The 24,279-nt window shown below is 63.6% G+C and carries 19 protein-coding genes, 1 other RNA gene and 1 pseudogene; 16 read left to right on the plus strand and 5 right to left on the minus strand.

Annotated features, from left to right (window positions below):
* Window positions 1-9: 9 nt before the first annotated feature.
* The 7 genes from AC1AV0_RS09995 (at window position 10) to AC1AV0_RS10025 (ending at window position 8,259) form a co-directional block, all read left to right on the plus strand.
* Complete coding sequence (locus AC1AV0_RS09995) at window positions 10-1,086, plus strand: LacI family DNA-binding transcriptional regulator (RefSeq protein WP_476573599.1); 1,077 nt, start codon at window positions 10-12, stop codon at window positions 1,084-1,086.
* Window positions 1,087-1,249: 163 nt separating this feature from the next.
* Complete coding sequence (locus AC1AV0_RS10000) at window positions 1,250-2,266, plus strand: glycoside hydrolase family 43 protein (protein ID WP_476573601.1); 1,017 nt, start codon at window positions 1,250-1,252, stop codon at window positions 2,264-2,266.
* A 254-nt stretch (window positions 2,267-2,520) separates the two neighbouring features.
* Window positions 2,521-4,107 (plus strand): extracellular solute-binding protein, encoded by a 1,587-nt coding sequence (locus tag AC1AV0_RS10005; protein WP_476573603.1) that lies wholly within the window; start codon window positions 2,521-2,523, stop codon window positions 4,105-4,107.
* 247 nt (window positions 4,108-4,354) lie between these two features.
* Complete coding sequence (locus AC1AV0_RS10010) at window positions 4,355-5,299, plus strand: ABC transporter permease (RefSeq protein WP_476573730.1); 945 nt, start codon at window positions 4,355-4,357, stop codon at window positions 5,297-5,299.
* A 35-nt stretch (window positions 5,300-5,334) separates the two neighbouring features.
* Window positions 5,335-6,294 carry a carbohydrate ABC transporter permease gene (locus tag AC1AV0_RS10015; RefSeq protein ID WP_476573605.1) on the plus strand — a complete coding sequence of 320 codons (960 nt, stop codon included), beginning with the start codon at window positions 5,335-5,337 and terminating at the stop codon, window positions 6,292-6,294.
* 152 nt (window positions 6,295-6,446) lie between these two features.
* The gene (locus AC1AV0_RS10020; RefSeq protein ID WP_476573607.1) at window positions 6,447-7,094 is read left to right on the plus strand and encodes a YesL family protein; all 648 of its coding nucleotides are present in this window, start codon (window positions 6,447-6,449) and stop codon (window positions 7,092-7,094) included.
* 91 nt (window positions 7,095-7,185) lie between these two features.
* Entirely contained in the window at window positions 7,186-8,259 is a 1,074-nt protein-coding gene (locus tag AC1AV0_RS10025; protein WP_476573608.1) for a glycoside hydrolase family 43 protein, read from the plus strand.
* 15 nt (window positions 8,260-8,274) lie between these two features.
* Here AC1AV0_RS10025 and AC1AV0_RS10030 read toward each other — a convergent pair whose 3' ends face one another.
* Complete coding sequence (locus AC1AV0_RS10030) at window positions 8,275-10,437, minus strand: transglycosylase domain-containing protein (protein ID WP_476573732.1); 2,163 nt, start codon at window positions 10,435-10,437, stop codon at window positions 8,275-8,277.
* Between the two features lie 393 nt (window positions 10,438-10,830).
* A complete protein-coding gene (gene glf / locus AC1AV0_RS10035; RefSeq protein ID WP_476573609.1) occupies window positions 10,831-12,003 on the minus strand; it encodes a UDP-galactopyranose mutase in 1,173 nt (390 codons plus the stop codon).
* Between the two features lie 146 nt (window positions 12,004-12,149).
* Here glf and ffs point away from each other — a divergent pair.
* From ffs to AC1AV0_RS10065, 6 genes and pseudogenes are all read left to right on the plus strand, one after another.
* Window positions 12,150-12,246: signal recognition particle sRNA small type (ffs, locus tag AC1AV0_RS10040), an RNA gene on the plus strand.
* Between the two features lie 105 nt (window positions 12,247-12,351).
* Window positions 12,352-13,326 (plus strand): phosphatase PAP2 family protein, encoded by a 975-nt coding sequence (locus tag AC1AV0_RS10045; protein WP_476573611.1) that lies wholly within the window; start codon window positions 12,352-12,354, stop codon window positions 13,324-13,326.
* A gap of 140 nt (window positions 13,327-13,466) precedes the next feature.
* Window positions 13,467-15,684: pseudogene (gene topA / locus AC1AV0_RS10050) on the plus strand (type I DNA topoisomerase); the annotation flags it as partial.
* Window positions 15,685-15,803: 119 nt separating this feature from the next.
* Window positions 15,804-16,556, plus strand: a complete 753-nt coding sequence (locus AC1AV0_RS10055; RefSeq protein WP_476573734.1) for a topoisomerase C-terminal repeat-containing protein — start codon at window positions 15,804-15,806, stop codon at window positions 16,554-16,556.
* Between the two features lie 221 nt (window positions 16,557-16,777).
* A complete protein-coding gene (gene tmk, locus AC1AV0_RS10060; protein WP_476573613.1) occupies window positions 16,778-17,425 on the plus strand; it encodes a dTMP kinase in 648 nt (215 codons plus the stop codon).
* Window positions 17,422-18,576: a DNA polymerase III subunit delta' gene (locus AC1AV0_RS10065; protein WP_476573614.1), complete on the plus strand. Its 1,155-nt coding sequence runs from the start codon at window positions 17,422-17,424 to the stop codon at window positions 18,574-18,576. The genes tmk and AC1AV0_RS10065 overlap by 4 nt, the downstream gene beginning before the upstream one ends.
* A 221-nt stretch (window positions 18,577-18,797) precedes the next feature.
* Here AC1AV0_RS10065 and AC1AV0_RS10070 read toward each other — a convergent pair whose 3' ends face one another.
* Window positions 18,798-19,064 (minus strand): HPr family phosphocarrier protein, encoded by a 267-nt coding sequence (locus tag AC1AV0_RS10070; RefSeq protein WP_476573617.1) that lies wholly within the window; start codon window positions 19,062-19,064, stop codon window positions 18,798-18,800.
* Between the two features lie 207 nt (window positions 19,065-19,271).
* On the opposite strand from AC1AV0_RS10070, the gene ptsP reads away from it, so the two are divergent.
* The gene (gene ptsP, locus AC1AV0_RS10075; protein ID WP_476573619.1) at window positions 19,272-20,921 is read left to right on the plus strand and encodes a phosphoenolpyruvate--protein phosphotransferase; all 1,650 of its coding nucleotides are present in this window, start codon (window positions 19,272-19,274) and stop codon (window positions 20,919-20,921) included.
* A 10-nt stretch (window positions 20,922-20,931) separates the two neighbouring features.
* Here ptsP and AC1AV0_RS10080 read toward each other — a convergent pair whose 3' ends face one another.
* Together AC1AV0_RS10080 and AC1AV0_RS10085 are read right to left on the minus strand one after the other, a co-directional pair.
* A complete protein-coding gene (locus tag AC1AV0_RS10080; protein ID WP_476573621.1) occupies window positions 20,932-21,369 on the minus strand; it encodes a PIN domain-containing protein in 438 nt (145 codons plus the stop codon).
* Window positions 21,366-21,677, minus strand: coding sequence for a FitA-like ribbon-helix-helix domain-containing protein (locus AC1AV0_RS10085; protein ID WP_476573623.1), 312 nt, complete (start codon window positions 21,675-21,677; stop codon window positions 21,366-21,368). The genes AC1AV0_RS10080 and AC1AV0_RS10085 overlap by 4 nt, the downstream gene beginning before the upstream one ends.
* Before the next feature lie 132 nt (window positions 21,678-21,809).
* Between AC1AV0_RS10085 and AC1AV0_RS10090 the strand changes: the two genes are divergently transcribed.
* Window positions 21,810-22,364 carry a YbhB/YbcL family Raf kinase inhibitor-like protein gene (locus tag AC1AV0_RS10090; RefSeq protein WP_476573625.1) on the plus strand — a complete coding sequence of 185 codons (555 nt, stop codon included), beginning with the start codon at window positions 21,810-21,812 and terminating at the stop codon, window positions 22,362-22,364.
* A 312-nt stretch (window positions 22,365-22,676) separates the two neighbouring features.
* Complete coding sequence (locus AC1AV0_RS10095) at window positions 22,677-24,257, plus strand: C69 family dipeptidase (RefSeq protein WP_476573627.1); 1,581 nt, start codon at window positions 22,677-22,679, stop codon at window positions 24,255-24,257.
* The last annotated feature ends 22 nt before the right edge of the window (window positions 24,258-24,279 follow it).

The raw sequence follows: 24,279 nt of genomic DNA on the forward strand, positions 1-24,279 counted from the left end.
AGACGAGAGATGCCGAGAAGATCCAATTCCGGCGAACAGCACGTGGTGACGATGCGCGAGGTCGCCAAAGCGGCCGGAGTATCGATTAAAACCGTGTCCAACGTGGTCAACGACTACGAGTTCGTCTCCGACGCCACCCGCGACAAGGTCAACAAGGCCATCGCCGAGCTCGGCTACACCGTGAACGTCTCCGCGCGCAATCTGCGCACCGGGCAGACCGGCATCATCGCGCTCGCGATTCCCGATCTGGCCATGCCGTATTTCGCGCAGCTCAGCTCGTTGGTGATCGATGAGGCAAAAAAGCTGGGCATGCGCGTGATCGTGGAGTCGACGCTGTATTCGCGCGAAGGCGAGATCGACGCGCTGCACGGCTCGCAGCAGGCCATGATGGACGGGCTGATCTTCAGCCCGTTGGAGCTGGGGCCGGACGACATCGACCAGCTTGATGTGGACTACCCGCTGGTGCTGCTCGGCGAACGCATCTTCACCGATATGGTGGACCACATCGCCACGGAGAACACCGAAGGCGCGAAACGCGCCACGGCGTACCTGCTGCAGACCGGATGCCGGCGCATCGCCGTGGTCGGCATACATCCCGGCGAGGAGATCGGCTCCGCGTCGCTGCGCTTCCGGGGATATAAGGAGGCGCTTGACGAAGCTGGGGTCCCCTTTGACGAAAGTCTGGTGGTTCCCGCCGGCATGTGGCATCGCGCCAACGGCGTGCGCGCGATGGACGAGTTGCTGGACAGCGGAATTCGGCCCGACGGCGTGGTGGCGTTGAACGACATGCTCGCCTCCGGCGTGATGCAGTCGATCCAGCTGCATGGGCTGAAGGTCCCCGACGACATCTCGGTGATTGGCTTCGACAATTCCGACGACTCCCAGTACCTCACGCCCGCGTTGACCTCGATCTCGCCCGGCTTGGAGGCGGTGGCAAGGCTGGCGGTGAAGGTGCTCAAGGACCGTATCGACGGCGTCGCGCCGTTCGGTGCCGAGCAGGGCACCTCCGTGTTCCGCAAGGTGACCTCGAGTCTGGTGGTGCGCCAGTCGACCAAGCCGTTGCCGGACAAGGCCGTGCAATACTGACGGGATCGCCGGTGGTATAAAGCCGGATATGTTTTGTATTGGAGGGGCCGATGCGCATCGCGCATCGGCCCCTTTGATATGTCAACTCACCGATTTGTTCCAACGTTGTAAATCTGGTATATTCATCGTTGTAAACACTGAAACGCTAAGGATTGAGGAGAACATGGCTGTTTACAACAATCCGGTAGTGCTGCAACGTGCCGACCCCTGGGTGATCAAGGTGGACGGCGAGTACTATTTCACCGGCTCCGACCCCGAATACAACTGCATCGCGATTCGTCACGCGTCGACGATCAACGGGCTGCAGTCCGCGCCCGAGACCGTGGTGTGGCGCAAGCATGAGGCCGGTCCGATGAGCAAGTACATCTGGGCTCCCGAGCTTCACCGCGTGAACGGCGCGTGGTACATCTACTTCGCGGCCGCCGAGCGCGAGTTCGAGGCCAGCGGCATGCCCACGCACCGCATGTATGTGCTGGAGAACACCGACGCCGATCCCACCACCGACAACTGGGTGGAGAAGGGCCGGATCATCACGCCGATGGACTCGTTCTCGCTGGACGCCACCACCGAGGTGATCGACGGCGTGCAGTACCTCGTCTGGGCGCAGAAGGACTACGACATCCCCGGCAACTCCAACCTGTACATCGCCAAGATGGCCAATCCGTGGACGCTGGAAAGCGAGCCGGTGATGCTCACCAAGCCCGAATACGACTGGGAGTGCATCGACTTCCTCGTCAACGAGGGGCCGGCCTTCCTCTTCCACGGCGACAAGATCTACATCACCTACTCGGCCTCCGGCACCGGCGTGCCGTATGCCGTGGGTCTGCTCACCGCCGACCGCGACGCCGACCTGCTCGACGCGGCCAGCTGGACCAAGAGCCCGGTGCCGGTGTTCAAGACCTGCGCCGAGAACGGCCAGTACGGCCCCGGCCACAACTCCTTCGTCAAGGCGGAGGACGGCGAGACCGATCTGATGATCTACCACTGCCGCAACTACACCGACATCAAGGGCGATCCGCTGTTCGATCCGAACCGTCACGCCCGCGTCGGCGTGGTGGGCTGGACCGAATCCGGCCCCGACTTCGGCGTTCCCGAACCGGATGTGGTATGGACCCCTGCCACCACTGATGTGCTGCCCGCGGACGGCGGCCCGAAGGCCGGTTCGACGCTGGCGGCCTGAGCCCTGGTAGGGTCGGTCGGCGAGGAAAACTTCGCCGACCGGCTCCATCCCCAAGCTATGAAAACCGAGAAAACCCAATAATCACAAGGCGTGTCACGAATTTGTACAACGATGGAAATCGTTGTATGATCTTAATTACAACGTTAGAAACCGAAGCTGTGGCGACACAATCGCCGACAAGGAAGTCCTTGGGCAGACCTCGGTTGTTCAACGAAGAATTTTTGGTTGACTGCCAAAGAAAGTAAGGAGAAACCATGAAGATCAAGAAGAGCCTTGCGGCCGGCATCGCGCTGGCTCTGATGGGCACCGTCAGCCTGACCGCCTGCGGCAGCGACGGCAACGCCACGAACGCCGAAGGCAAGCCGATCATCAAGATCAGCCTGATCAAGCGCAGCACCCAGATCGAAGCCAAGGACATGAAGCTCACCCAGGATCTGGAAGCCGCCTGCGACTGCGAGATCGAGTGGGAGGAGATCCTCGACAGCCAGTGGGCGCAGCAGGCCTCCACCGTGCTGGCCAGCGGCGACGTCGCCGACATCACCATCTGGGGCTACAATGCCGACAACTTCGCCCAGTACAACTACTGGGAGGACCTCTCCGACGATCTCGACTCCATGCCGAACGTGCAGGAATACTTCGAAGCCGTGCCGGAAGCCAAGATGTTCGGCTCCGACCTCGAGGGCCATGTGTGGCAGGTGCCCTCCGACTACGGCAACGCCTCCGGCGCCAAGTGGTCCTCCGGCCAGAACCTCATGATCAACAAGGCTTGGCTCGACAAGCTCGGCCTGGAAGTGCCGACCACTTGGGACGAGCTGACCACCGTGCTCACCGCCTTCAAGGATCAGGATCCGAACGGCAACGGCGAGGCCGATGAGGTCCCGATGCTGATCAACCAGCTCGGCACCGCCGGATTCGGTTGGTGGAGCCCGTTCCTGCTGCTCAACGGCACCGGCATCAACACCCAGGTGATCACCTCCGCCGGTTCCCAGGGTATGTACGTTGAGGACGGCGTGGTGAACAACTGGATGCTCACCGACAACTTCCGCTCCGTCATCGAGTACTACCACTCCCTGATCGAAGCCGGCCTGATGCCCGCCGACGTGCTCACCCGCGACGCCTCGCTGAACACCGCCGACATCTCCTCCGACGGCGTGACTGCCAAGGTCGGCATGATCTTCGGCTGGAACACCGGCAACTTCGGCGACCTGTCCGACGAATACGTCTCCATCGAAGTGCCTGCCGCCCCGGGCGTCTCCTATGAGGAGACCACTTGGGAGCCGGAGTTCCAGGACATCTACAACGGCGCCGCAGTCGCGGCCGGCCTGGACGAGACCCACAAGGCCGCCGCCCTCAAGATCATCGACACCTTCCTTGATCCGGACATCTCCATGGAGTCCTACTACGGCGACCTCGACACCTACATCGAGAACACCGGCGACGGCGTCTACAACGTGATCCAGTTCCAGGACGACCTGTCCACCTTCGGTCTGGCCGACCGCGGCCTGACCTGGGTCCGCGAGGACATGTCCGTCACCGGCGATCAGGACAAGGTCCTGGCCGAGGAGGACGGCACCGTGTACGCCACCCAGCAGTCCCACATCGGCGAGAACGACCTGATCCCGATGTACACCCGACTGAGCGCCGAAGACAACACCACCGTCTCCAACAACAACTCGACCATCTGGAACTACGCCCTGCCGCTCATCTCCACCTGGATCCAGGACGGCGGTCTGACCGACGAGACCTGGAACGAGTACATCGAAACGCTCAAGAGCAGCGGTCTCGACCAGAACATCGAGCTGTGGCAGAAGGCCTACGACGACACCATCGCCGCCTCCTGAGCCGAGCGTGAACGCGAGATGACCCCATCCCGCACATAACCGAAAACCAACACAACAGGGCCCGATTCCCTCGCCATCACAGACGCGCGAACGGCAATCGGGCCCTGTGCCACCCGGCTTGGGCAATCGACGCCGTCGCATCGCGCGGCATCGCGCGACGCACTTGTCGCAATCCTGTAGATCGCACTTCATTGAGGGGAAGGTATCCATGGCTTCCGCAACACGTGGCGCGCACAGCGCCAAAGATATGTCCTCCGCATCGCGGCAGGCGGGCGACGGCACGGCAAAGCGTCCGTCTCTGATGTCCCGCATCGGCTCCCACATGTCACGCTACTGGCAGCTGTGGCTGATGTCCCTGCCCGCGATGATCTTCGTCGGCCTGTTCGCCTACGTGCCCATGTACGGCATCCAGCTCGCCTTCCGCGAGTTCGTGCCCGGCGCGGGCCTGTCCGGCGGCAAATTCGTCGGCTTCAAATACTTCACCCAGTTCTTCAAGTCCCCGCAGTTCGACGACCTGATCATCAACACGATCCGCGTCTCCCTGGGAACGCTGGTGCTGGGCTTCATCGCGCCGATCATCCTGGCGCTGCTTATCAACCAGATCGCCGGCAAGCGCACCAAGTCCTTCGTGCAGACGATCACCTACATGCCGCACTTCATCTCCACCGTGGTCATCGTCTCGATGATCAACATCTTCCTGGCGCCGAACTCCGGCATGATCGGCCGCTTCCTCGGTGAGACGAACATTCTGGGCAACCCGGACGCCTTCGCTCCGATCTACTGGATCACCGAAGTCTGGCAGCACTGCGGCTGGAACTCCATCATCTACCTGGCCGCCCTCGCCGGCGTGGACACCTCGCTGTACGAAGCCGCCAAGATGGACGGCGCGGGCCGCCTCCAGCTGATCCGCTACGTTGACATCCCCACCATCCTGCCCACCTGCGGCATCCTGCTGATCCTGAACATGGGCTCCGTGCTCGGCGTCGGCTTCGAAAAGGTCTACCTTATGCAGAACTCGCTGAACCTCTCCGGTTCCGAGGTGCTTTCGACCTTCGTCTACAAGATGGGTCTGGTCTCCAACCAGTACAGCTATTCGACGGCCATCAACCTCTTCAACACGGTCATCAACTTCCTGTTCCTGATCATCGCGAACCAGGTTGCCAAGCGAGCATCCAACACCAGCATCTTCTGATGCGGAACCGAAACGTCAAGAAAGGATCATCAGCCATGAGTGCATCCGCCCCCACGCTCGCCGCCAAGGCCTCCAGCGCAGATATCCCGTGGAACCCCAAGGTCCGCCAGCACAAGACGCCCGGCGATTGGGTCGTTGACATCCTGATCGCGGCCATCATCGTGGCCGTGGTGTTCGTGACCATCTACCCGCTGTGGTTCGTGGTGATCGCCAGCTTCTCGAACGCCGGACTCGTCTCCCAGGGCGAGGTGGTGCTCTTCCCGAAGGGCATCAACTTCAACGGCTATCTCAAGGTGATGCAGGAGCCGCGCATCTGGATCGGCTACCGCAACACCATCCTCTACTCCGTGGTCGGCACGCTGGTCAACATGCTGGTCACGCTGCCGGTGGGCTTCGCGCTGTCCCGCGCGGAGTTCAAGCCCCGCCGCGTCATCCTGTTCCTGTTCACCTTCACCATGTTCTTCTCCGGCGGTCTGATCCCCGGCTACTTGCTGATGAAGGACCTGAACATCCTCGACACCATGTGGGTGTTCATCCTGCCGGGCGCCGTCTCCGTGTTCAACGTGATCATCGTGCGTTCCTTCTTCGAATCCTCGATTCCCGAGGAGCTGCATGACGCCGCGCAGATCGATGGTCTGGGATACTTCGGCTACTTCATGAAGATCGTGCTGCCGCTGTCCAGCGCCATCATCGGCGTGATCGCGCTGTACTACTTCGTGGGCCACTGGAACGACTACTTCACGGGTCTTATCTACATCAGGAACCAGAACAAGCAGCCGCTGCAGGTGATTCTGCAGAACATCCTGCTCGCCAACCAGGTCACCACGTCCGGTGGCGGCAGCAGCAACGGCCAGTCGATGATCGAACGCCAGCAGCTGGCCGATTCGATCAAGTACGGCATCATCATCGTCTCCACCCTGCCGCTGCTGGTCATCTACCCCTTCATCCAGAAGTACTTCACCAAGGGCGTCATGATCGGCGCCGTGAAGGGCTGATCGACAACCATCGTCTCTTGTGTGTACTCCGACCGGCGCTGACGACCGTACTCCATACGGCGGCAGCGCCGGTTCATATCCGCACCAAGCTCCAAACAATCGCCTATAACTGTTGTGTACAGGTATGACGATCCCCGACGAAAGAGGTCCCGATGAAACGGTTCGCCGTTGGTTATGAATTCATCTGCCGCATGATCATGATGATCGTGGTCGTTCACGTCGCCTTCATCGTGCATATGCTGATGGGCTTGGTCGTGGCGGGATTCTTCCCCTCGATCGCCGCCTCATACGCCACCTATCGCACGTGGCTGCTGGATGTCGACGACCGTTCGTGGACGGTGAAGCAGACATGGAGCGTGTTCCATCAGGCTTGGAAGGCGGAGCTGAAGCCGGCCAACGCGCTGGGCTACCCGCAGTTCGCCGTCTGGCTGGTGCTGATCTGGGAGTACTGGCTGATGAATTGGAACGACTTCGGCCCGATCGGCTACGGGGTTTCCGGAGCGCTGCTGGTGCTCAACATCGTCTATGGACTGTTCATGATGATGTCGTGGGCGGTGCATGTGAACTTCGACGAGGGGCTGTGGTGGCAGGTGCGCACCTCCTTCCAGATGGTGGTGGCCCGCCCCCTGTGCTCGCTGATGCTCGCGCTGCTGTTTCTGCTGGTGGTGTGGGCGTATTACACGTGGCCGGGGCTGATGATGGCCTTCGGCGTCGCGGCGCCGGCCTTCGCCGCGATGGGCGCGATCTACTCCTTCGGCCGGTTGCCGGGAATGGACGTGCATGTTTTGGAGCCGCGCTGAGCTCCAGTCTGGCTCGACCGGGCGTGCGGCACCGCATAATACGACGCGCGATATGACGCGCAACACAACGCATACTACGAAAGGAACGATTATGGGCGCAGCAGACAACGAGCGGTACGGCTACCTGATGGTCCACTTCCGCGAGGACCCGCAGGGCTACGCCGAACGCATCTATCTGGACCTCTCCGACGGCGACGATCCGCGCCGATGGATTCCGCTCAACGGCGGCGAGCCCGTGCTCACCTCGGATATCGGCACCACGGGCGTGCGCGACCCGCATATCATCCGCAACCCGGAAACCGGCGTGTGGTACATCATCGCCACCGACCTGCGCGTGTTCGGCGGACGCGACGCCGAGGAGGGCAACGACAACTGGGGCTATTGGAGCCACCATGGCAGCAACGACCTCATCATCTGGGAATCCGACGATCTGCTGCATTGGCGCGGCCCACGCACGCTCGACGTGTCGCGCAGGGCCGACGGTTCGCACATGGAGCTCGGCATGGCCTGGGCCTGCGAATGCCTGTGGGTGCCGGACTATTACGACGAGGAGCGCGCGGCCGGCCATGGCGGCGGTCGTGGCGCGTTTGTGATGTACTGGTCGTCCCGTCCCTTCGCCGACGATGACCCCGAACATACCGCGGAATCCCACGACACCGTGCTGTGGGGCGCGACCCGCGACTTCACCAACGAAACGTACGAATACGGCGGCGTGTTCATCGACACGGGCGGCAACTCCATCGACACCACCATGGTCCAGCGGCCTCTGCCGGATGGCGGTACGCGCACCTACCGCATCACCAAAGACAATAGCCATGGCAACGGCATCTGGATGGAGAGCACCGATGCGAAGCGCTGGTGGGAGCCGGGCGTGGAATGGACCGAGATCCAAACGCGCATCGGCGCCGAATACGCCGGCGGCGAGCCCGGCGGTGTGGAAGGCCCGGCCGTGTTCGCCAACCATCACAACGATGGGGGAGCGGATGACGAATGGTATCTGCTGGTGGACGTGATCCCCTCGATCGGCTACCGTCCGATGGTCACGAACGATCTGGACGCGGGCTGGCGTCTGATGGACGATTCCGAATTCAGCCTCGCCGAGCACACCAAGCACGGCGGCGTCGTCTCGCTCACCCGGGAGGAATACGACCGCTTGGCGCGGTAGCGGGTCCCTCCAGCCTCAGTTGGTGGTGCTGGAGGAAGAGCCGCCGGTGCTGGAACTGTTGTCGGGAGTGGTGGAGGTGGTGCCGGAATCATCGCCGGAACCGTCATCGCCATCCCCGCCGTCGCCCGTGGTGGGATAGTTCGGGCATTCGGTGGAATAGCTGGGGTTGGCGGCGCACTGCGCGGCGAGTTCCTCGGCCTGTTTCTGAGCCTCTTCCTCGGCCTTCTGCTTCGCTTCCTCCTCAGCCTTCTTCTGGGCCTCCTCTTCGGCCTTCTTTTTCTCCTCGGCCTCCTGCTGCTGCTGCGCCAGGGAGGTGCCCAAGCCCCACGTGCCGTCGGAACCGCCGATCTTGCCGTCATCCGTGGCCGTGGTGAACTGCTCGACCTCCATGCCGACCAAGGCCTGGCTCATGTATTCGCTGAACAAATGCGAGGGATAGCCGGTGGAGGAGACGCCGTAGCCGGCGAATTCCGGCACCACCTGCGGGTTGCCTTCCTCATCCGGATTCCAGATGGCCCACACGTTGAGCAGATTCGGCGTGTATCCCACGAAGGATGCGGCGTTCTCGTCGTTCGCGGTGCCGGACTTGCCCGCCACCGGGCGGCCCAGCAGCGAGGAGACGCCGGCGGCCGTGCCGTACGAGGTGGTGCCCTGCATGGCCTTCTGCACCAGCGCGCAATCGTTGGCGTCGAACACCTGCTCGTTCTCGGCGGGCGCGTTGTACAGGTCGTTGCCGTCGGAATCCTGCACGGAGGCGACCATATGCAGCGTGTTCTTCACACCGTCGTTGGCGATGGTGGTGTGTCCCTGCGCCAGATCCCACACGGTGATCGCGTTGATGCCCAGCACGTTGTACGGGGAATCCTCGTCGATCTCACCGGTGATGCCGGCCTCGTGCGCGATTTCTGCGGTGCGCTGCGGCGTGAGCTTCTCGTTGACGGCCATGAACACCGTGTTCACCGAGTTGGCGGTGGCCTGGTACAGGTCGATGTTGCCCCAATCGTTCTCCAGCGCGTTGTTCACCTCGGCGGTGATGCCGGAGAAATGCTGGTGGGAGTTGCCGTTGAACAGCGTGCTGAAGTTCACGCCCTCCTGCGCCGCGCCCAATAGGGCGAAGGGTTTCATGGTCGAGCCGGGCTCGAACACCGCCTGGTCGCAGTTGTTGAGCTGATGCGTCAGATAATCCGATCCCGCGTAGATGGAGACCACCGCTCCGGTGTCGGGATCGACCGCGATGCCGCCCACCTGGATGGATTCGGGCATGTCTTCGGGGCGGGTGTCGCCCACGGACTGCATGATGTCTTGCTTGGCTTTGTCGATGGTGGTGACGATCTTATAGCCGCCGGTGTCGAGATCCTCCTGGGTGAAGGCCTCGGCGCCGACGAGCTCGCGTTGCACCATGGTGAGCAGGTATCCGTTGGACCCTTGGTAGACGTTCTGCTGGGTGCCGTCGGTGACGGTGGGGAAGGCGGCCTCGCTCTCCTCGGCGGCGGTGATGTAGCCGTCCTCCTGCATGATGCTGAGCACGCGTTCGAAGCGCTGCTGGGCCATCTCCTCGTTCACCGCGGGATCCCAGGTCGAGGGCGCGGGGATGATGCCCGCCAGCATCGCGGCCTCCGACAGCGTCAGGTCGGCGGCGTTCTTATTGAAGTACGCCTGCGACGCCGCCTGGATGCCGTATGAGTTGCGGCCCAGGTAGATGGTGTTCATGTAGTTGCACAGCACCTCGTCCTTGCTTTCGGACTGGGCGATTTTGATGGCGAGGACCGCCTCGCGCGCCTTGCCGATATACGAGGTGGTTTCGCCCATGTAGTAGCGTTCCGCGTACTGCTGGGTGATGGTGGAGCCACCCTGGCGCGTGCCTGTGGTCACGTTGGTGATGAAGGCGCGGGCGATGCCCTTCAGGTCGATGCCGGAGTTGCTGTAGAAGGTGCGGTCCTCCGAGGCGACGATGGCCTGGCCCACGTAGTCGGGCAGGGACTCGCAGCTGATGATCTCGCGGTTCTGCTCGGCGTAGGAGCCGATCTCCGTGGTGCCGTCGGCATAGTAGACGGTGGTTTTCTCCGCCAGCGCGAATTTCTCAGGCTGGGGGATCTCCGTGGTGGCGTATAGGTAGGCGAACAAACCGATGCCGGCGAGCAGCATGGCGCCGATCAGGCCGCCGATGATGCCGAGCACCCATTTGAGCACGCGGCGCTTGCCGTTGGCGGATTTGCCGTTCCGGCCTTTTTTATGCGATTGAGGTGCGCCCGTTTTCTTCACGCCGCCATTGCCCCTCCGGTGGGACGTGGCGGTGCGTGCGGTGCGGGGGCCGCGGGTCGAGGAGCTCGACTCGGCGGCGCCGGCGGTGTTGCGGGCGCGACGTGTATATGAAGCCATGCATTCCACCGTAACCGCTGCCCATGAACAAGGCGCTCGATGAGAGCGAAAAACAAGGGTTCGGGGCGTTGATTTTCCCCGAACCCTCACAATTAGACGGTTTTCCCGCCCTTGTCTGGAAACCGTCTGGATATCCGCTTGGCTTCAAGCCGATGCCTCACGTCGGTTTCGCCTGCTCTATTGGCGCGTGTGTTACTTGGCGAGCATGGGTGCGATCTTGTTCTCGTACGCGTCGAGCGCGGTGGCGATGACCTGGTGCATGTCGTAGTACTTGTACGTGCCCAACCGGCCACCGAACACCGTGTTCTCCTCCTTGGCCGCGAGCTCCTCGTATTTCGCGTACAGCTCCCTGTCCGCGTCCGTGTTCACCGGATAGTACGGCTCGTCGCCCCGCTCGGCGAACCGGCTGTACTCCTCCCACACCACCGTCCTGTCCGGATTCTGGCTCTCGCGGCGTTCGGGATTGAAGTTCTTGAACTCGATCGCGCGCGTGTACGGCACGTCCGCGTCCGAGAAGTTCATCACCGGGCAGCCGAAATGGTCGCCCTCGTCGTAGCGCACCTCCTTGAAGTCCACCGTCCGCCACTTGAGGTCCCCGAGCGAATAGTCGAAGTAGCGGTCCACCGGACCCGTGTACACCACCGGCACGCCCGCCTCTTTGAGCGCGGTCTTGTTGTACGGCTGCGATTCGTCGAAGAAATCCACACCCAGGCTCACATGGATCCTCTCGTCGGCGGCCATGCGCTCCATCCAGGCCGTGTAGCCGTCCCTCGGCAGGCCCTCCCACGTGTCCTTGAAATACCGGTTGTCGTAGTTGAACCGCACCGGCAGACGGTTGATGATCCCCGCCGGCAACTCCGCCGGATCGGTCTGCCACTGCTTGGCCGTGTAGTTCTTGATGAACGCCTCATACAACGGCCGGCCGATCAGCGAGATGCCCTTGTCGTTCAGGTTCCGCGGATCCTGGCCCGCCAGCTCGCCCGCCTGCTCGGCGATCAAAGCCCTCGCCTCGTCCGGCGTGTAATGCGCGCGGAAGAACTGGTTGATCGTGCCCAGATTCGTCGGCAACGGATACACCTCGCCCCCGTGCGTCGCCCACACGCGGTGCACGTAATCCGTGAACTCCGTGAACCTGTTCACATACTCCCACACCCGAGCGCTCGACGTATGGAACAAGTGCGCGCCGTACTTATGGATCTCAGCGCCCGTCTCCTCGTCCACATAGCTGTACGCGTTGCCCCCGATATGACCGCGGATATCAATCACCTCGACACGAGCGCCCGCCAGCTCCGCGGCCTGCTGCGCCACCGTCAAACCAAACAATCCTGCGCCGACAACCACCAAATCCGGATAATCCACAGCCATGGAACGCAACCTTTCATCACCGATGTTCGTTTCGCTCCTCATAGTACCCGCAAGCGTTCCGGACCCGCCCGAGCCCCGCTTGATGAGGCGGGACGTGCGGGCTGGCGTCGCGCGACACGGCGATGACCAGGGGTGCTGTACACTAGTGAGAGCCTCCACGCGGCGCTATGTCACCCAACTCCCCCAGGGCAGGAATGCAGCAAGGGTAAGTGGCCTCTGACGGGTGCGTGGAGGTTTTTCTATACGCCGACGAAGGCGTCGGGACTCCGCAGTGCGGGTTGTGCGGGTTTTGCCGTGAGCGGGCGCGGCCGCGGCGGCTGTCTGGGGTGCGGCCGTAGAGTCGTGGGTATGAATGACGAACAAGAACTCGACCGCGGGCTCGCCCGGCTCGATCCCCTCGCCATACGGCCGCGACTCTCCAGCCGCGTGGCCTGCCTCGTGCTGGCCGTGGTGTTTCTGGCCGCGGCGTTCGGCGTGTGGTGGCTGGGCGTATGCACGGCGGAAGGCCAGTCCTATGAGGATATGATCTGGACGTTCTTCGACGATCCCGTGCCCGGCTGGCTCGGCGGACTGCTGTCCGTGGTGGGGCAATCCTGGGTGGTGATCGCGGTCAGCTGCGTGCTGGGCGTGCTGGCGCTGGTTTCCGCCGCCGTGCGTCGCCGCTGGTGGCTGTTGGGGCAGATGGTGGTTTTCGGCGCGTTGTGCGGCGCGTCCGAACTGCTCAAAGGGGTGCTTCCCCGGCCGTTCCTGATCAACACCGAATCGCGAGCGTTGAATTCCGCACCTTCGGGACATACCATTCTGGCCGCCGCGGCCGGCATGCTGCTGGTGTTGGCGGCCCCGCGCGTCTGCCGCGCGCTGGCCGCAGTGATCGCCGCCGTATGGTCGTCGCTGGTGGGCGCATCCGTGGTTGTGGCCCATTGGCACCGCCCCTGCGATGTGGTGATGGCGCTGCTGCTCGTGGGCGCCGCCGCCATGCTGACGATGGCGTTCACCCGGCGTTCCGGCATGGACGCGGTGGGAACGCGCGCCTCGTCGGTCAGCGTGCAGATTGTGGGCAGTGTGCTGCTCACCGCTGGTCTGCTGGCCGTGGCGTATGCCGCGTATATCGTGTGGCAGGTGCTGCCGGGTCTGTCGGTGAGCGCGTCGTGGTCGCTGTCCGGCGCGGTGGTCTCCTCGATGGTGCTGATCGCGGCCGTCGCGTCCGTGGTGTTCTCCTCCGCGTTGGCGATGCGGCAGATCACCGCCTCGCCGCTGACCCGCATCGGCCTGATCGGAGCGCCACCCGCGCCTCCTGCGCCTCCCGTGCCGCCCTCGTTCTGAGACGGACGGGCGTGCTGCGACCCGCCTCACGGATAGGGCGCGGACTGGGCGCAACAGGCCCCAATTTGGCGCTTGACCGTATCGCATGAGTAAGATGACGCCAAGAACCCCGCATCCGTGGGGAGAATGAAGGAGCAAGCATGGCAACCGGCACCAAGCTCGTTATAGTGGAGTCCCCGACCAAGGCCCGTAAGATCGGCGGCTACTTGGGCGAGGGGTACACCGTCATGGCGTCGGTGGGTCATATTCGCGATCTCGCGCAGCCCAGCCAGGTCCCGGCCGAGGAGAAGGCGAAGTTCGGCAAGTTCGGCGTGGACGTCAACGACGGGTTCCGTCCGTACTACATGGTGGGTGCCGATAAGAAGCGCACCGTCTCCGAATTGAAGGCCGCGCTGAAAGACGCCGACGAGCTGTACCTCGCCACTGATGAGGACCGCGAGGGCGAGGCCATCGCATGGCATTTGGTGCAGACCCTCAAACCCAAGGTTCCCGTCAAGCGCATGGTGTTCCACGAGATCACCAAGGATGCGATCAATACCTCGCTGAGCCAGACGCGCGACGTGGACGGCCATATGGTCGACGCGCAGGAGACCCGACGTGTGCTCGACCGCCTGTACGGCTACGAGCTGTCGCCGGTGCTGTGGCGCAAGGTGGGTCCGGGCCTGTCCGCGGGACGCGTGCAGTCGGTGGCCACGCGCCTGATCGTGGAACGCGAACGCGAACGCATGGCCTTCCGCCGCGCGCCCTACTGGGATGTGGTCGCCACGCTCGGCGCGCCCGACGCGCTGGGGGAGCAGACCGAATTCAACGCGCGTATGGTCTCGCTGGGAGGCAAGCGCCTCGCCGTCTCCAAGGATTTCGGCCCCGACGGGCAGCTGACTCCCGCGGGCTTCTCCGACAATGTGCTGCAGCTTGACGAGGCCGGCGCCACCGCCGCGGCCAACGCGCTCAAGTCGGCCGCGTTCACGGTGATGTCGATGGAGACCAAGCCGTACCGCCGTCGTCCGCAGCCGCCGTTCACCACATCCACCCTGCAGCAGACCGCGGGCAACCGTCTGGGCATGAGCTCGCGCGCCACCATGCGCGCCGCGCAGGGCCTATACGAGAACGGCTACATCACCTACATGCGTACCGATTCGGTGACGCTCAGCCAGGAGGCCATCGCCGCCGCCCGCGCCAGCGTGGAATACCACTACGGCAAGGCCTTCCTGTCCGACGCGCCCAAGCAGTACGCGACCAAAACCGCCGGTGCGCAGGAAGCCCACGAATGCATCCGCCCCGCGGGCTCGCGCTTCCATGATCCGGCCGAGCTCGCGTCGAAACTGCCGGTCGACCAACTGCGCCTGTACACGCTGATCTGGCAGCGCACGCTCGCCTCGCAGATGGCCGACGCCACCGGTTCGACCGCCACCGTGAAACTCTCCGCCCCCACAGGCGAGACGGGCGAGGCGATTTTCCAAGCCTCCGGCACCGTGATCGAATTCCCCGGCTTCATGAAGGCCACCGGCGGAACGGGCGCGTCCAACGCGGCGAAATCCTCCGCGAACAACACCGACGCCGCCTCCGCCGAAGGCGCGGATTCGGCCGCTAGGCCCAAATCGGGCGGGAAGAACGCCGATGACAACGCCTCGCTGCCGCCGATGACCACCGGGCAGCAGCTCGCCGCCTCCGAGGTCACGGCCGACGGGCATGAGACCCAGCCGCCCGCGCGCTACACCGAAGCCTCGCTGGTCAAAACGCTGGAAGCCAAGGAGATCGGCCGCCCCTCCACCTACGCGAGCATCATCTCGACGATTATGGACCGCGGATACGTGTACGAACGCGGCAGGGCGCTGATCCCCAGCTGGCTCGCGTTCTCCGTGACCAAACTGCTCGAGACCAACTTCCCCAAGTTGGTGGACTACCAGTTCACTGCGGATATGGAGAACGGGCTCGACCAGATTGCGCACGGCAAGGAAACCGGCCGCGAATGGCTCACCCGCTTCTACTTCGGCTCCGGAGAGGGCGCGGCCGCGAACTCCGACGAGGCACATGAGGGCCTGCAGCAGCAGGTCGCGCAGCTGGGTGACATCGACGCCCGCGCCATCAACACCATCGATATCGGCGACGGACTGCATGTGCGCGTGGGCCGGTACGGGCCGTATCTGGAGGATATGGAGCATACGGACGCCGAAGGCAACCCCAAGCGCGCCTCCCTGCCCGACACCCTCGCGCCCGACGAGCTCACCGTTGAGGTGGGGCATGATCTGATCGAGAACCATTCCGGAGGCCCGCGCGAGCTGGGCGTGGATCCGGCCACCGGTGGCACGGTCGAAGTGCGCAACGGGCGGTTCGGCCCGTATGTGGCGCTGGTGATGCCCGCCGGCGAAGGCGAGGGTGCCGCGGCTGCTGGAACCGCTGGTGCTGCGGGTGCGAAGAAAGGCTCGAAGAAGGCCGATGCCGCGCCGCGCCCGAAGATGGCGAGCCTGTTCAAGACGATGAGTCCCGAATCGCTCACCTTGGAGGATGCGCTGCGTCTGCTCAGCCTGCCGCGCGAGGTCGGCACGTATGAGGAGGCCAACGCCGAAACCGGCGAGGTGAGCCAGGTGACCGTCGCCGCCAACAACGGCCGCTACGGCCCGTATCTGACGAAAACCACGCCCGACGGCAAGTCCGAGACGCGCTCGCTGGGGTCGGAGGATGAGATCTTCACCGTGGACGTCGACAAGGCCAAGGAGCTGTTCTCCCAGCCGAAGTACGGTCGGGGACGCGGGCGCGGCGCGGCTAAGCCGCCGCTGCGCGAGTTGGGTGCGGATCCGGAGACAGGCAAGCCCGTGACCATCAAGGACGGGCGATTCGGCGCGTACATCACCGACGGTGAGACGAACCGCACGCTGCCGCGCCAGTATGCGCCCGAGACGATCGATCCGGCCGACGCGTTCCGTCTGCTGGCGGAGAAGCGCGCGGCGGGTCCCTCGACCCGCGGGCGTGGACGTGGCGGTCGCGCCGCCTCGGCGAAGGGTGCGAAGGGTGCGAAAGCCGCGCCGAAGGTGAACGCCGCGGAGGCGAAGCGCGCCGAGCGTCGCGCCGAGGTGAAGAAGCTGGCCGACAAGGGATGGGCCAATACGCGCATCGCCGAAAAGATCGGCTCCACCGCGGCTACCGTGAAAGGCGACATCGATTGGCTGACCTCGAACGAAGGCTACACGCGCCCCGCCGTGGTCGCCAAAACTTCGAGTAATAAGAAGTAATAAATGACGAACAGCCCAGTGGGCTGTTCGTGATAGCGAACAGCGATAGCGTCGTGAGCGTAGATCGCCAAACTGCTGATCGCCAAACCTCTGACCGCTAAAGATTGCGAGGCCAATATGAGAGGACGAACAGTCCAGTGGGCTGTTCGTGACAGCGAGCCGCGATAGCGTAGCGAGCGTTGACCGCCAGACCCTAGATCGTTAAGAGTAATGAGGTAAAGATGCAAGGACTGTTCATCTCGATGGAGGGCATCGACGGCGTAGGCAAGTCCACGCAAGTCGAGCGCCTGCGCGCCTTCGCCGAGTCCTTGGGCCGTGAGGTTGTGGTGACGCGCGAGCCGGGCGGCACCGCGCTTGGCGCGGCCATCCGCCGCATGCTGCTGCATGGCGTCGACGGTGCGGCCGCGGACATCTCCCCGCGTGCCGAGGCCTTGCTGTTCGCCGCCGACCGCGCGCAGCACGTCGCCGAGGTGATCCGCCCCGCCCTGAATCGCGGCGCGGTGGTGATCACCGACCGGTATCTCGACTCATCACTGGCCTATCAGGCGGGCGGGCGTGAACTGACGGCGGAGGAGATCCGCGGGCTGAGCATGTGGGCCACATGTGATCTGCTGCCTACGCGCACCTACCTGCTGGATATGGATCCGGCCGCATCGCATGCCCGACTGCAGCATGATGAGGATCGTATGGAATCCGCCGGCAGCGGCTTCCAGTCGCGCACAAGGCAGGCGTTCCTCGATCTGGCCGCCGACCAGCCGGAGCGCTTCCGCGTGGTGGACGCGAGCCGGACCATCGACGAGGTGTGGGAGTCGATCCGCAAGGATTGCAGCGGCCTGTTGAACCAAACGGAGAACGGCGGCGTGCGATGAGCGTGTGGGATTCCATTATCGGGCAACGGCCGGTGGTCGATATGCTCAGCCATATCGCATCCGGCGATCCCAAGCAGATCACCCAATCCTGGCTGATCTGCGGACCTCCCGGATCGGGGCGGTCCAATATGGCACGCGCGTTCGCGGCCGCGTTGGAAAGCCCGGACCACGGCATGAGCGAGGAGATGACGCGCGTGTCCAGCCAGGTGCTGGCCGGCACCCATCCCGACGTGACCGTGCTCGCCACCGATAAGGTGACCATCGGCATCGACGAGGTGCGCGACCTGATCACCATTTCCGAGCAGATGCCCAGCACGGCACCGTGGCGCATCATCATCATCGAAGACGTCGACCGCATGCTGGAACGCACCACCAACGTGCTGCTCAAGGAGATCGAGGAGCCGGCCGAGCATTGCATCTGGCTGTTGTGCGCTCCCAGCGCGCAGGATGTGCTGCCGACCATCCGCTCGCGCACGCGCATCGTGAATCTTGCGGTGCCCAGCGCGCAGGCCGTCGCGGAGTTTCTGGAATCGGACGCCGGCGTGGACGTGCATATCGCCCGTCGCGCGGCGAGACTGGCCGAGGGGCATATCGGCATCGCGCGCATGTACGCCACCGATGAGCGGGCCATGTCGGACCGCGACGAATTGGTTTCTGGTGTGCTGCGGTTGTCGCGCGCCTCGGACGCCGTGCTGCTGGCCGGTGACCTTATCGACAACGCCAAGGCGCAGGCCGAGGCGGATGCCGAGCGTCGATCGGAACGGGCGGAGGCGGAGTTCCGCCGTGTGAACGGTTTGGGGGAGAAAGACCGCATTCCGCCGAAACTGCGCGTCGCCTACAACGACGCCGTCGGCAAAAAAGATGATACGAAGCGGTTCGTCACGCGGCGCACTCGCGACGTTCTCGACCGGGCGCTTAATTCCATCGCCTCGGTCTACCGCGATGTGGCCGTGTTGCAGAACAACGCCGAGGACTCCGTCGGACTGGTCAATCTGGAGAATCGCACTGCGATCACCGAATTGTCGGCGCGGTTGAGCCGTTCGGCGGTGGTATCGCGCCTCGATGAGGTGTCCACCGCGCGCAAGCGGCTCGCCGGCAATGGCAATCCCACGCTGGTGTTCGAAGCCCTCTTCTGTGCGCTGATGCCCTGATTTTCAACGAAACCGAAACCACTGAAACTAGTCGAGTGTCCTCACGCGCACGCCTCACCAAGAGAGGAGGTTGAGTTTGGTGTGTCGGATTCTCCGAAGATGGCCGATTTTCCACACCAAACTCGTAAATCAATCGTTTTACTCGAGCGAGTCCGGACGGCCCGACACACCAAACTTGAAATCGGTCTGAAATTGGTACCGGGCGGTGGGGTTAATTCGGCCTATTCGGCTTTGGTGAGTGTGGCGATGAGCTCATCGGCCACGGATTCGGCGTTGTCGCCTTCAACGGTCAGCTCGACGGAGTCGCCCTGCTTGATACCCAGGCCCATCACCGACAGAATCGAACCTGCGGGAACCGGCGCTCCACCCTGCTTGGCGATGGTGACCGTGCAGCCGGAGGCCGTGGCGGCGCGTGAGAATTCCGCGGCCGGACGGGCGTGGATGCCCACGGGATCGTTGATGGTGGTGGTGCGGGTTGTTGTTGCCATGAGTGACCTCCTTGGGTCTGAATGCGGCACCGGCGTTGGCGTCGCCGTGGAAGCGCAACGCGGCGATCGCGTTGGCTGGCGTTCAACGTTTTTAAGTATATACTATTAACAAATTGCGTGTGCGCGCATGACGAGGTATCGGCGAAGGAGTGGATACCCGTTGAAATTGGCCGAATTGCATCGGCTGTGATAAAAAGGAGCCCCCTTATGAAAATCAAGGGTGTTGGTATTGGACGTGGTATTGCGGCAGGTCCGGTGATTCGTATGGCACCGCCGTTGGCGGAGCCTGCGGATGTGCCTCGCGCCGAGAGCGTCGCGGCCGAAGGGGAGATCGCGCGCGTGCGCGAGTCGCTGGCCCGTGTGAACGCCGATTTGAACCGTCGTGCGGCCGAAGCGGCCCAAGGCGACGAAGGTGCCAAGCAGGCGGCTCCGATTCTTGAGGCGATCGCCATGTTCGCCTCCGATCCCGCCCTGGCAACCTCCATCGAAGGATTGATTTCCGGCGGTAAAACCGCCGAGCGCGCGGTGTTCGAAGGTTTCGGCCAAGTCGAAGAGATGTTCCGCATGATCGGCGGATATCAGGCCGAACGCGCCGCCGACCTGCATGACGTCGGCCAGCGTGTGATCGCCGATCTGATGGGCGTGGCCGCGCCCGGCGTGCCGGTGAGCGATACGCCGTTCGTGCTGGTGGCTGAGGATCTCTCTCCCGCCGACACCGCCGGACTTGACATGGACAAAACACTTGCCATCGTCACCTCGCAGGGCGGCCCCACCTCGCATACCGCGATCCTCGCTCGCGCCCTCGGCATCGTCTCCGTCGTCTCCGCCGCCGAAGCCGTCGAGCTGACCGACGGCGTCACCGTGATCGTGGACGCCGCTCACGGCGAGATCATCTGCGATCCGACTGATGAACAGATCTCCGCCGCCGAAGCCGCCAAGGCGCAGGCCGCCAAAGCCAAGGAGCTGCGCGGACAGCCGGGCGGCACCAAGGACGGCACGCATATTCCGCTGCTCGCCAACGTGGGCAAGCCCGCCGACGCCGCCCAGGCTTTGGAATACGGTGCCGAAGGCGTGGGCCTGTTCCGTACGGAGTTCCTGTTCATCGGCAACAGCGAGCCGCCGAGCGTGGAGGAGCAGACCAAAGCCTACGCCGAACTGTTGGCGCAGTTCCCCGGCCAAAAAGTGGTCATCCGCCTGCTTGACGCCGGTGCCGACAAGCCGCTGCCGTTCCTCACCCCCGAGGACGAGCCGAATCCGGCGCTCGGCTTGCGCGGCCTGCGCACCCTGCGCGCACATAAGGACGTGCTCGAAGGACAGCTGCGCGCCTTGGCCGCGGCCGACGCGCAAACCGACGCCGACCTGTGGGTGATGGCCCCGATGGTCGCCGACCAGTGGGAATCCGACTACTTCGTGAAGCTGGGCAAAAGCTTCGGACTGAAGAAGGTCGGTGCGATGGCCGAAGTGCCGTCGATCGCGTTGATGGCCGATAAGGTCGCTGAAGTGGCGGATTTCGTCTCCATCGGTACCAACGACCTGACCCAATACACGATGGCCGCCGACCGTACGCTCGGATCTGTCGCCGGCTACCAGACCGCTTGGCATCCAGCGGTGCTGCGCGCGATCAAACTGATCTGCGACGCGGGCAACGCGCACGGCATGCCGGTGGGCGTATGCGGCGAGGCCGCGGCCGACCCCGATCTGGCCGTCGTACTGGCCGGACTGGGCGTCAACTCGCTGTCGATGACCCCGGTGGCGTTGGACGACGTGCGTGCCGCGCTCGCCGATGTGACCATCGACGAAGCCCGCGCCAAAGCCGCCGCCGCGCTCAACGGCGACAACTACCAGCCCGCCCAGTAGACGATGCTTCTCAAGAAGATGCGGGTGTTTCCCAGGGATTGATTAGGGGGATGCCCGCGTCTTCGAAATCCTTGACGTTGCGGGTGGCCACCGCGCATCCGTTGGCGCGTGCGATGGCGGCGATTTGCGCATCCTGCGTGCTGACGGGCCGCCCTGCGCGCTGTCGTTTCGCCCTGACGTCGGCATAGGCTATGGCGGCCGAGGCGTCGAAGGCAAAAGTACGGTTCTGGTAGTACTCCATCGTGCGCGCGATGGTTTCGCAGTACGCCCGCTTGCGATGCCCCTCCGGCAGCAGCGCGACGCCGAACAACAGCTCTCCCACGGTGATTGTGGTCAGATGCAACCGGTCGACCGGAGTCGAAATCAGCCAGTCCACCACATTGGAGTTCGGGTTCGGACTCATGGCCTCGGAAACGACGTTGGTGTCGAGAATGACGGGACGCTTCATGATTCCTCACCTCCGCTTGTTGTGACCGTATCCGCGAACGGAGGTCGGGCAGGACTGAAATCCCGTTGTGGCAAGGGGAACGGCTCATCGTCTTCGGTGATCCCGTTGTTGCTCATGATGCTGCGGATGTCGGCGAGCCAGTCCGCGCCGGTGGGGGCGGTCCGATCCTTCTCTTCGATGTACTTGCGCGTGACCTCCTCGACCACGGAACGCAGTTCGGCCTCGGCGGAGCGGCCGTGGTCCTTGGCCATCTGTTTGAACTGTTCGGCCACCTCATCATCCAGTTTGCGCAGCGTGAATGTCGCCATGGTGCCTCCTTACATGCCAAGTGCCTTCGCTCAACCATATATCAATAATGCTAGCAGAATGCTGTCACATGTGCGACGTATGATGGAACGGAACCTGCGGATGGGCGGCAGGCATAGGAAAGAAGGCCACCAATGAAGATCTCAGCCGATTTCACCGTGATTCCAGACGATTTCGCCAAGGCGGCGGCACCGGAATACCGTACGGGCGGCGTGCCCGTCATCTCCTTCCCGTTCTACATCGACGATGTGGCCTCCGAGGCCCGCTACCTGCATTGGGAATTCACTGACCCCGACTCGATTCCCGTCTGCGGGTTCGAATGGATCCACTGGTCCGTGGCGAACCTGCCAATCGAGGCGCTGATGTTCGACTTCAACGATTCGCACGCGCTCGCCATCCCGCCGGACTTCTCCCGCCAGATGCCCGCGATGATCCCCGAAGCCGTGCAGGGGCGCAACTCCTCCGCCTCGAAATTCGTGGGTCGTGAGAACGATCCGGCCGTGATCATGCGCTACAACGGCCCGCAGCCGCCCGACAAGGACCACGAATACTACCTGCATGTGTGGGCCACCAAGAAGCCATTGCCCGGACTCAACCAGGGCTTCTGGCTCAACGAGATGCACCACGCGCTGCGCGGCCTCGACGAAATCCCCGACCAGACCGGTATCTTCCTGACTGGCGCGTGCTGACCGGCGCGTGCTGACCGGCGCGTGCTGACCGGCGCGTGCTGACCGGCGCGTGCTAGTCGACGTCGGCGTTCTTCCGGCGGCGTTGCTCGCCAACGACCTGCTGATCGTGAGCGGCGCCATGATCACGCTGCGGCGTCGATCCTAACCGGCATGCGGCCGCGGGGTGGTAGCGCGTCGCCAAAAACGATGGGAGGGGAGTCTTGGATGCGGATCCGAGGCTCCCCGCCCACTATGCATGCCGACATGCCCGCTATTCCCGCCGCCACGATACACTCGTAGAGGTTTGTTTTCGTCAGAAAGGACGTGCATTTCATGGCCTGCACCACGATTCTGGTCGGCAAGGACGCGAGTTATGACGGCTCCACCATCATCGCCCGCAATGAGGATTCCGCAAACGGCGAATTCTGCCCCAAGCGCTTCGTCGTCGTCACGCCCGAGGAGCAGCCTCGGCGCTATCGTGCGGTGATCTCCCACGTGGAAATCGACCTGCCGGACAATCCCATGCGCTATACCGCCGTGCCGAACGCCGACCTCAAGGAAGGCATCTGGGGCGAGGCCGGCGTGAACGAGGCGAATGTGGCGATGAGCGCCACCGAAACCCTCACCACCAACGAGCGCGTGCTCGGCGCCGACCCCTTCGTGCAGCTTGTGCCCGCCGAAGGCGAGAATCCGGAGATTCCCGGCGGCATCGGCGAGGAAGACTTCCTCACCCTCGTGCTGCCGTACGTGACCACCGCCCGCGAAGGCGTGGAACGTCTCGGCGCATTGCTTGAGGAATACGGCACCTACGAGATGAACGGCGTCGCCTTCAGCGACGTGGATGAGATCTGGTGGATGGAAACCGTGGGTGGCCACCATTGGATCGCCAAGCGCGTGCCCGACGAGGCGTATGTGACCATGCCCAACCAGCTGGGCATCGACGAATTCGATCTGGACGACGCGCTGGGCGAGCAGGAAGAGCATATGTGCTCCGCGGACTTGGGCGAATGGATCGAACGCAACCATCTGGACCTGTCGGTCGAACCCGCCTCGCCGTTCAATCCGCGCGACGCTTTCGGCTCGCACTCCGACTCCGACCATGTGTACAACACGCCCCGCGCGTGGTGGATGCAGCGCTTCCTCAACCCCTATGACGAGGTGTGGGATGGCCCCGACGCGGAGCACAAGCCGGAAAGCAACGACATTCCGTGGGCGCGCCAGCCCGAACGCAAGGTGACGATCGAAGACATCAAATACGTGCTGTCGGGCCACTATCAGGGCACGCCGTATGATCCGTACGGCAAGCTTGGCGACGAACACACCCGCCACATGTACCGTCCGATCGGCATCAACCGCCAGAGCCAGCTCGCCGTGCTGCAGATCCGCCCGTACCGCCCGCAGGTTTCGCGCGCGATCCAGTGGATGGCGTACGGCTCCAACCCGTTCAACACGCTGGTGCCGTTCTATGCGAATGTGGAGGTGACTCCGGAATATCTCGCGGACACCACCACGCGCGTGACCACCGAGAACTTCTACTGGGCCAACCGCGTGATCGCCGCCCTGTGCGACGGCGCGTTCGCCGACACCTCCAATGCGGTGGAGCGCTATCAGGAGAAGACCGGCGCGTACGGGCATGCGATGCTCGCCGCCACGGACGAGAAGATCGCGGACCTCACCGGCATCTCGCTCGACGCCGAATTCGACGCCGACGAGACGGACGGCGATGTGCAGCCGATGGAGCCTGAGGAGATTATCGAGGCGATCCGGGCCGGCGTGGACGCGCGCGGCATCCTCGCCGCCGCCAATCAGGAGCTGGCTGACAAGCTCAAAGCCGACACCGACAAGCTGCTTGACTCCGTGCTGTACACCCGCAGCATGGCCATGAACAACGGCTTCCATCTTTCCGATTTCTAGATCCTTGCGCTTCTTTCAAACC

It is taken from the genome of Bifidobacterium sp. LH_558, assembly GCF_056356295.1.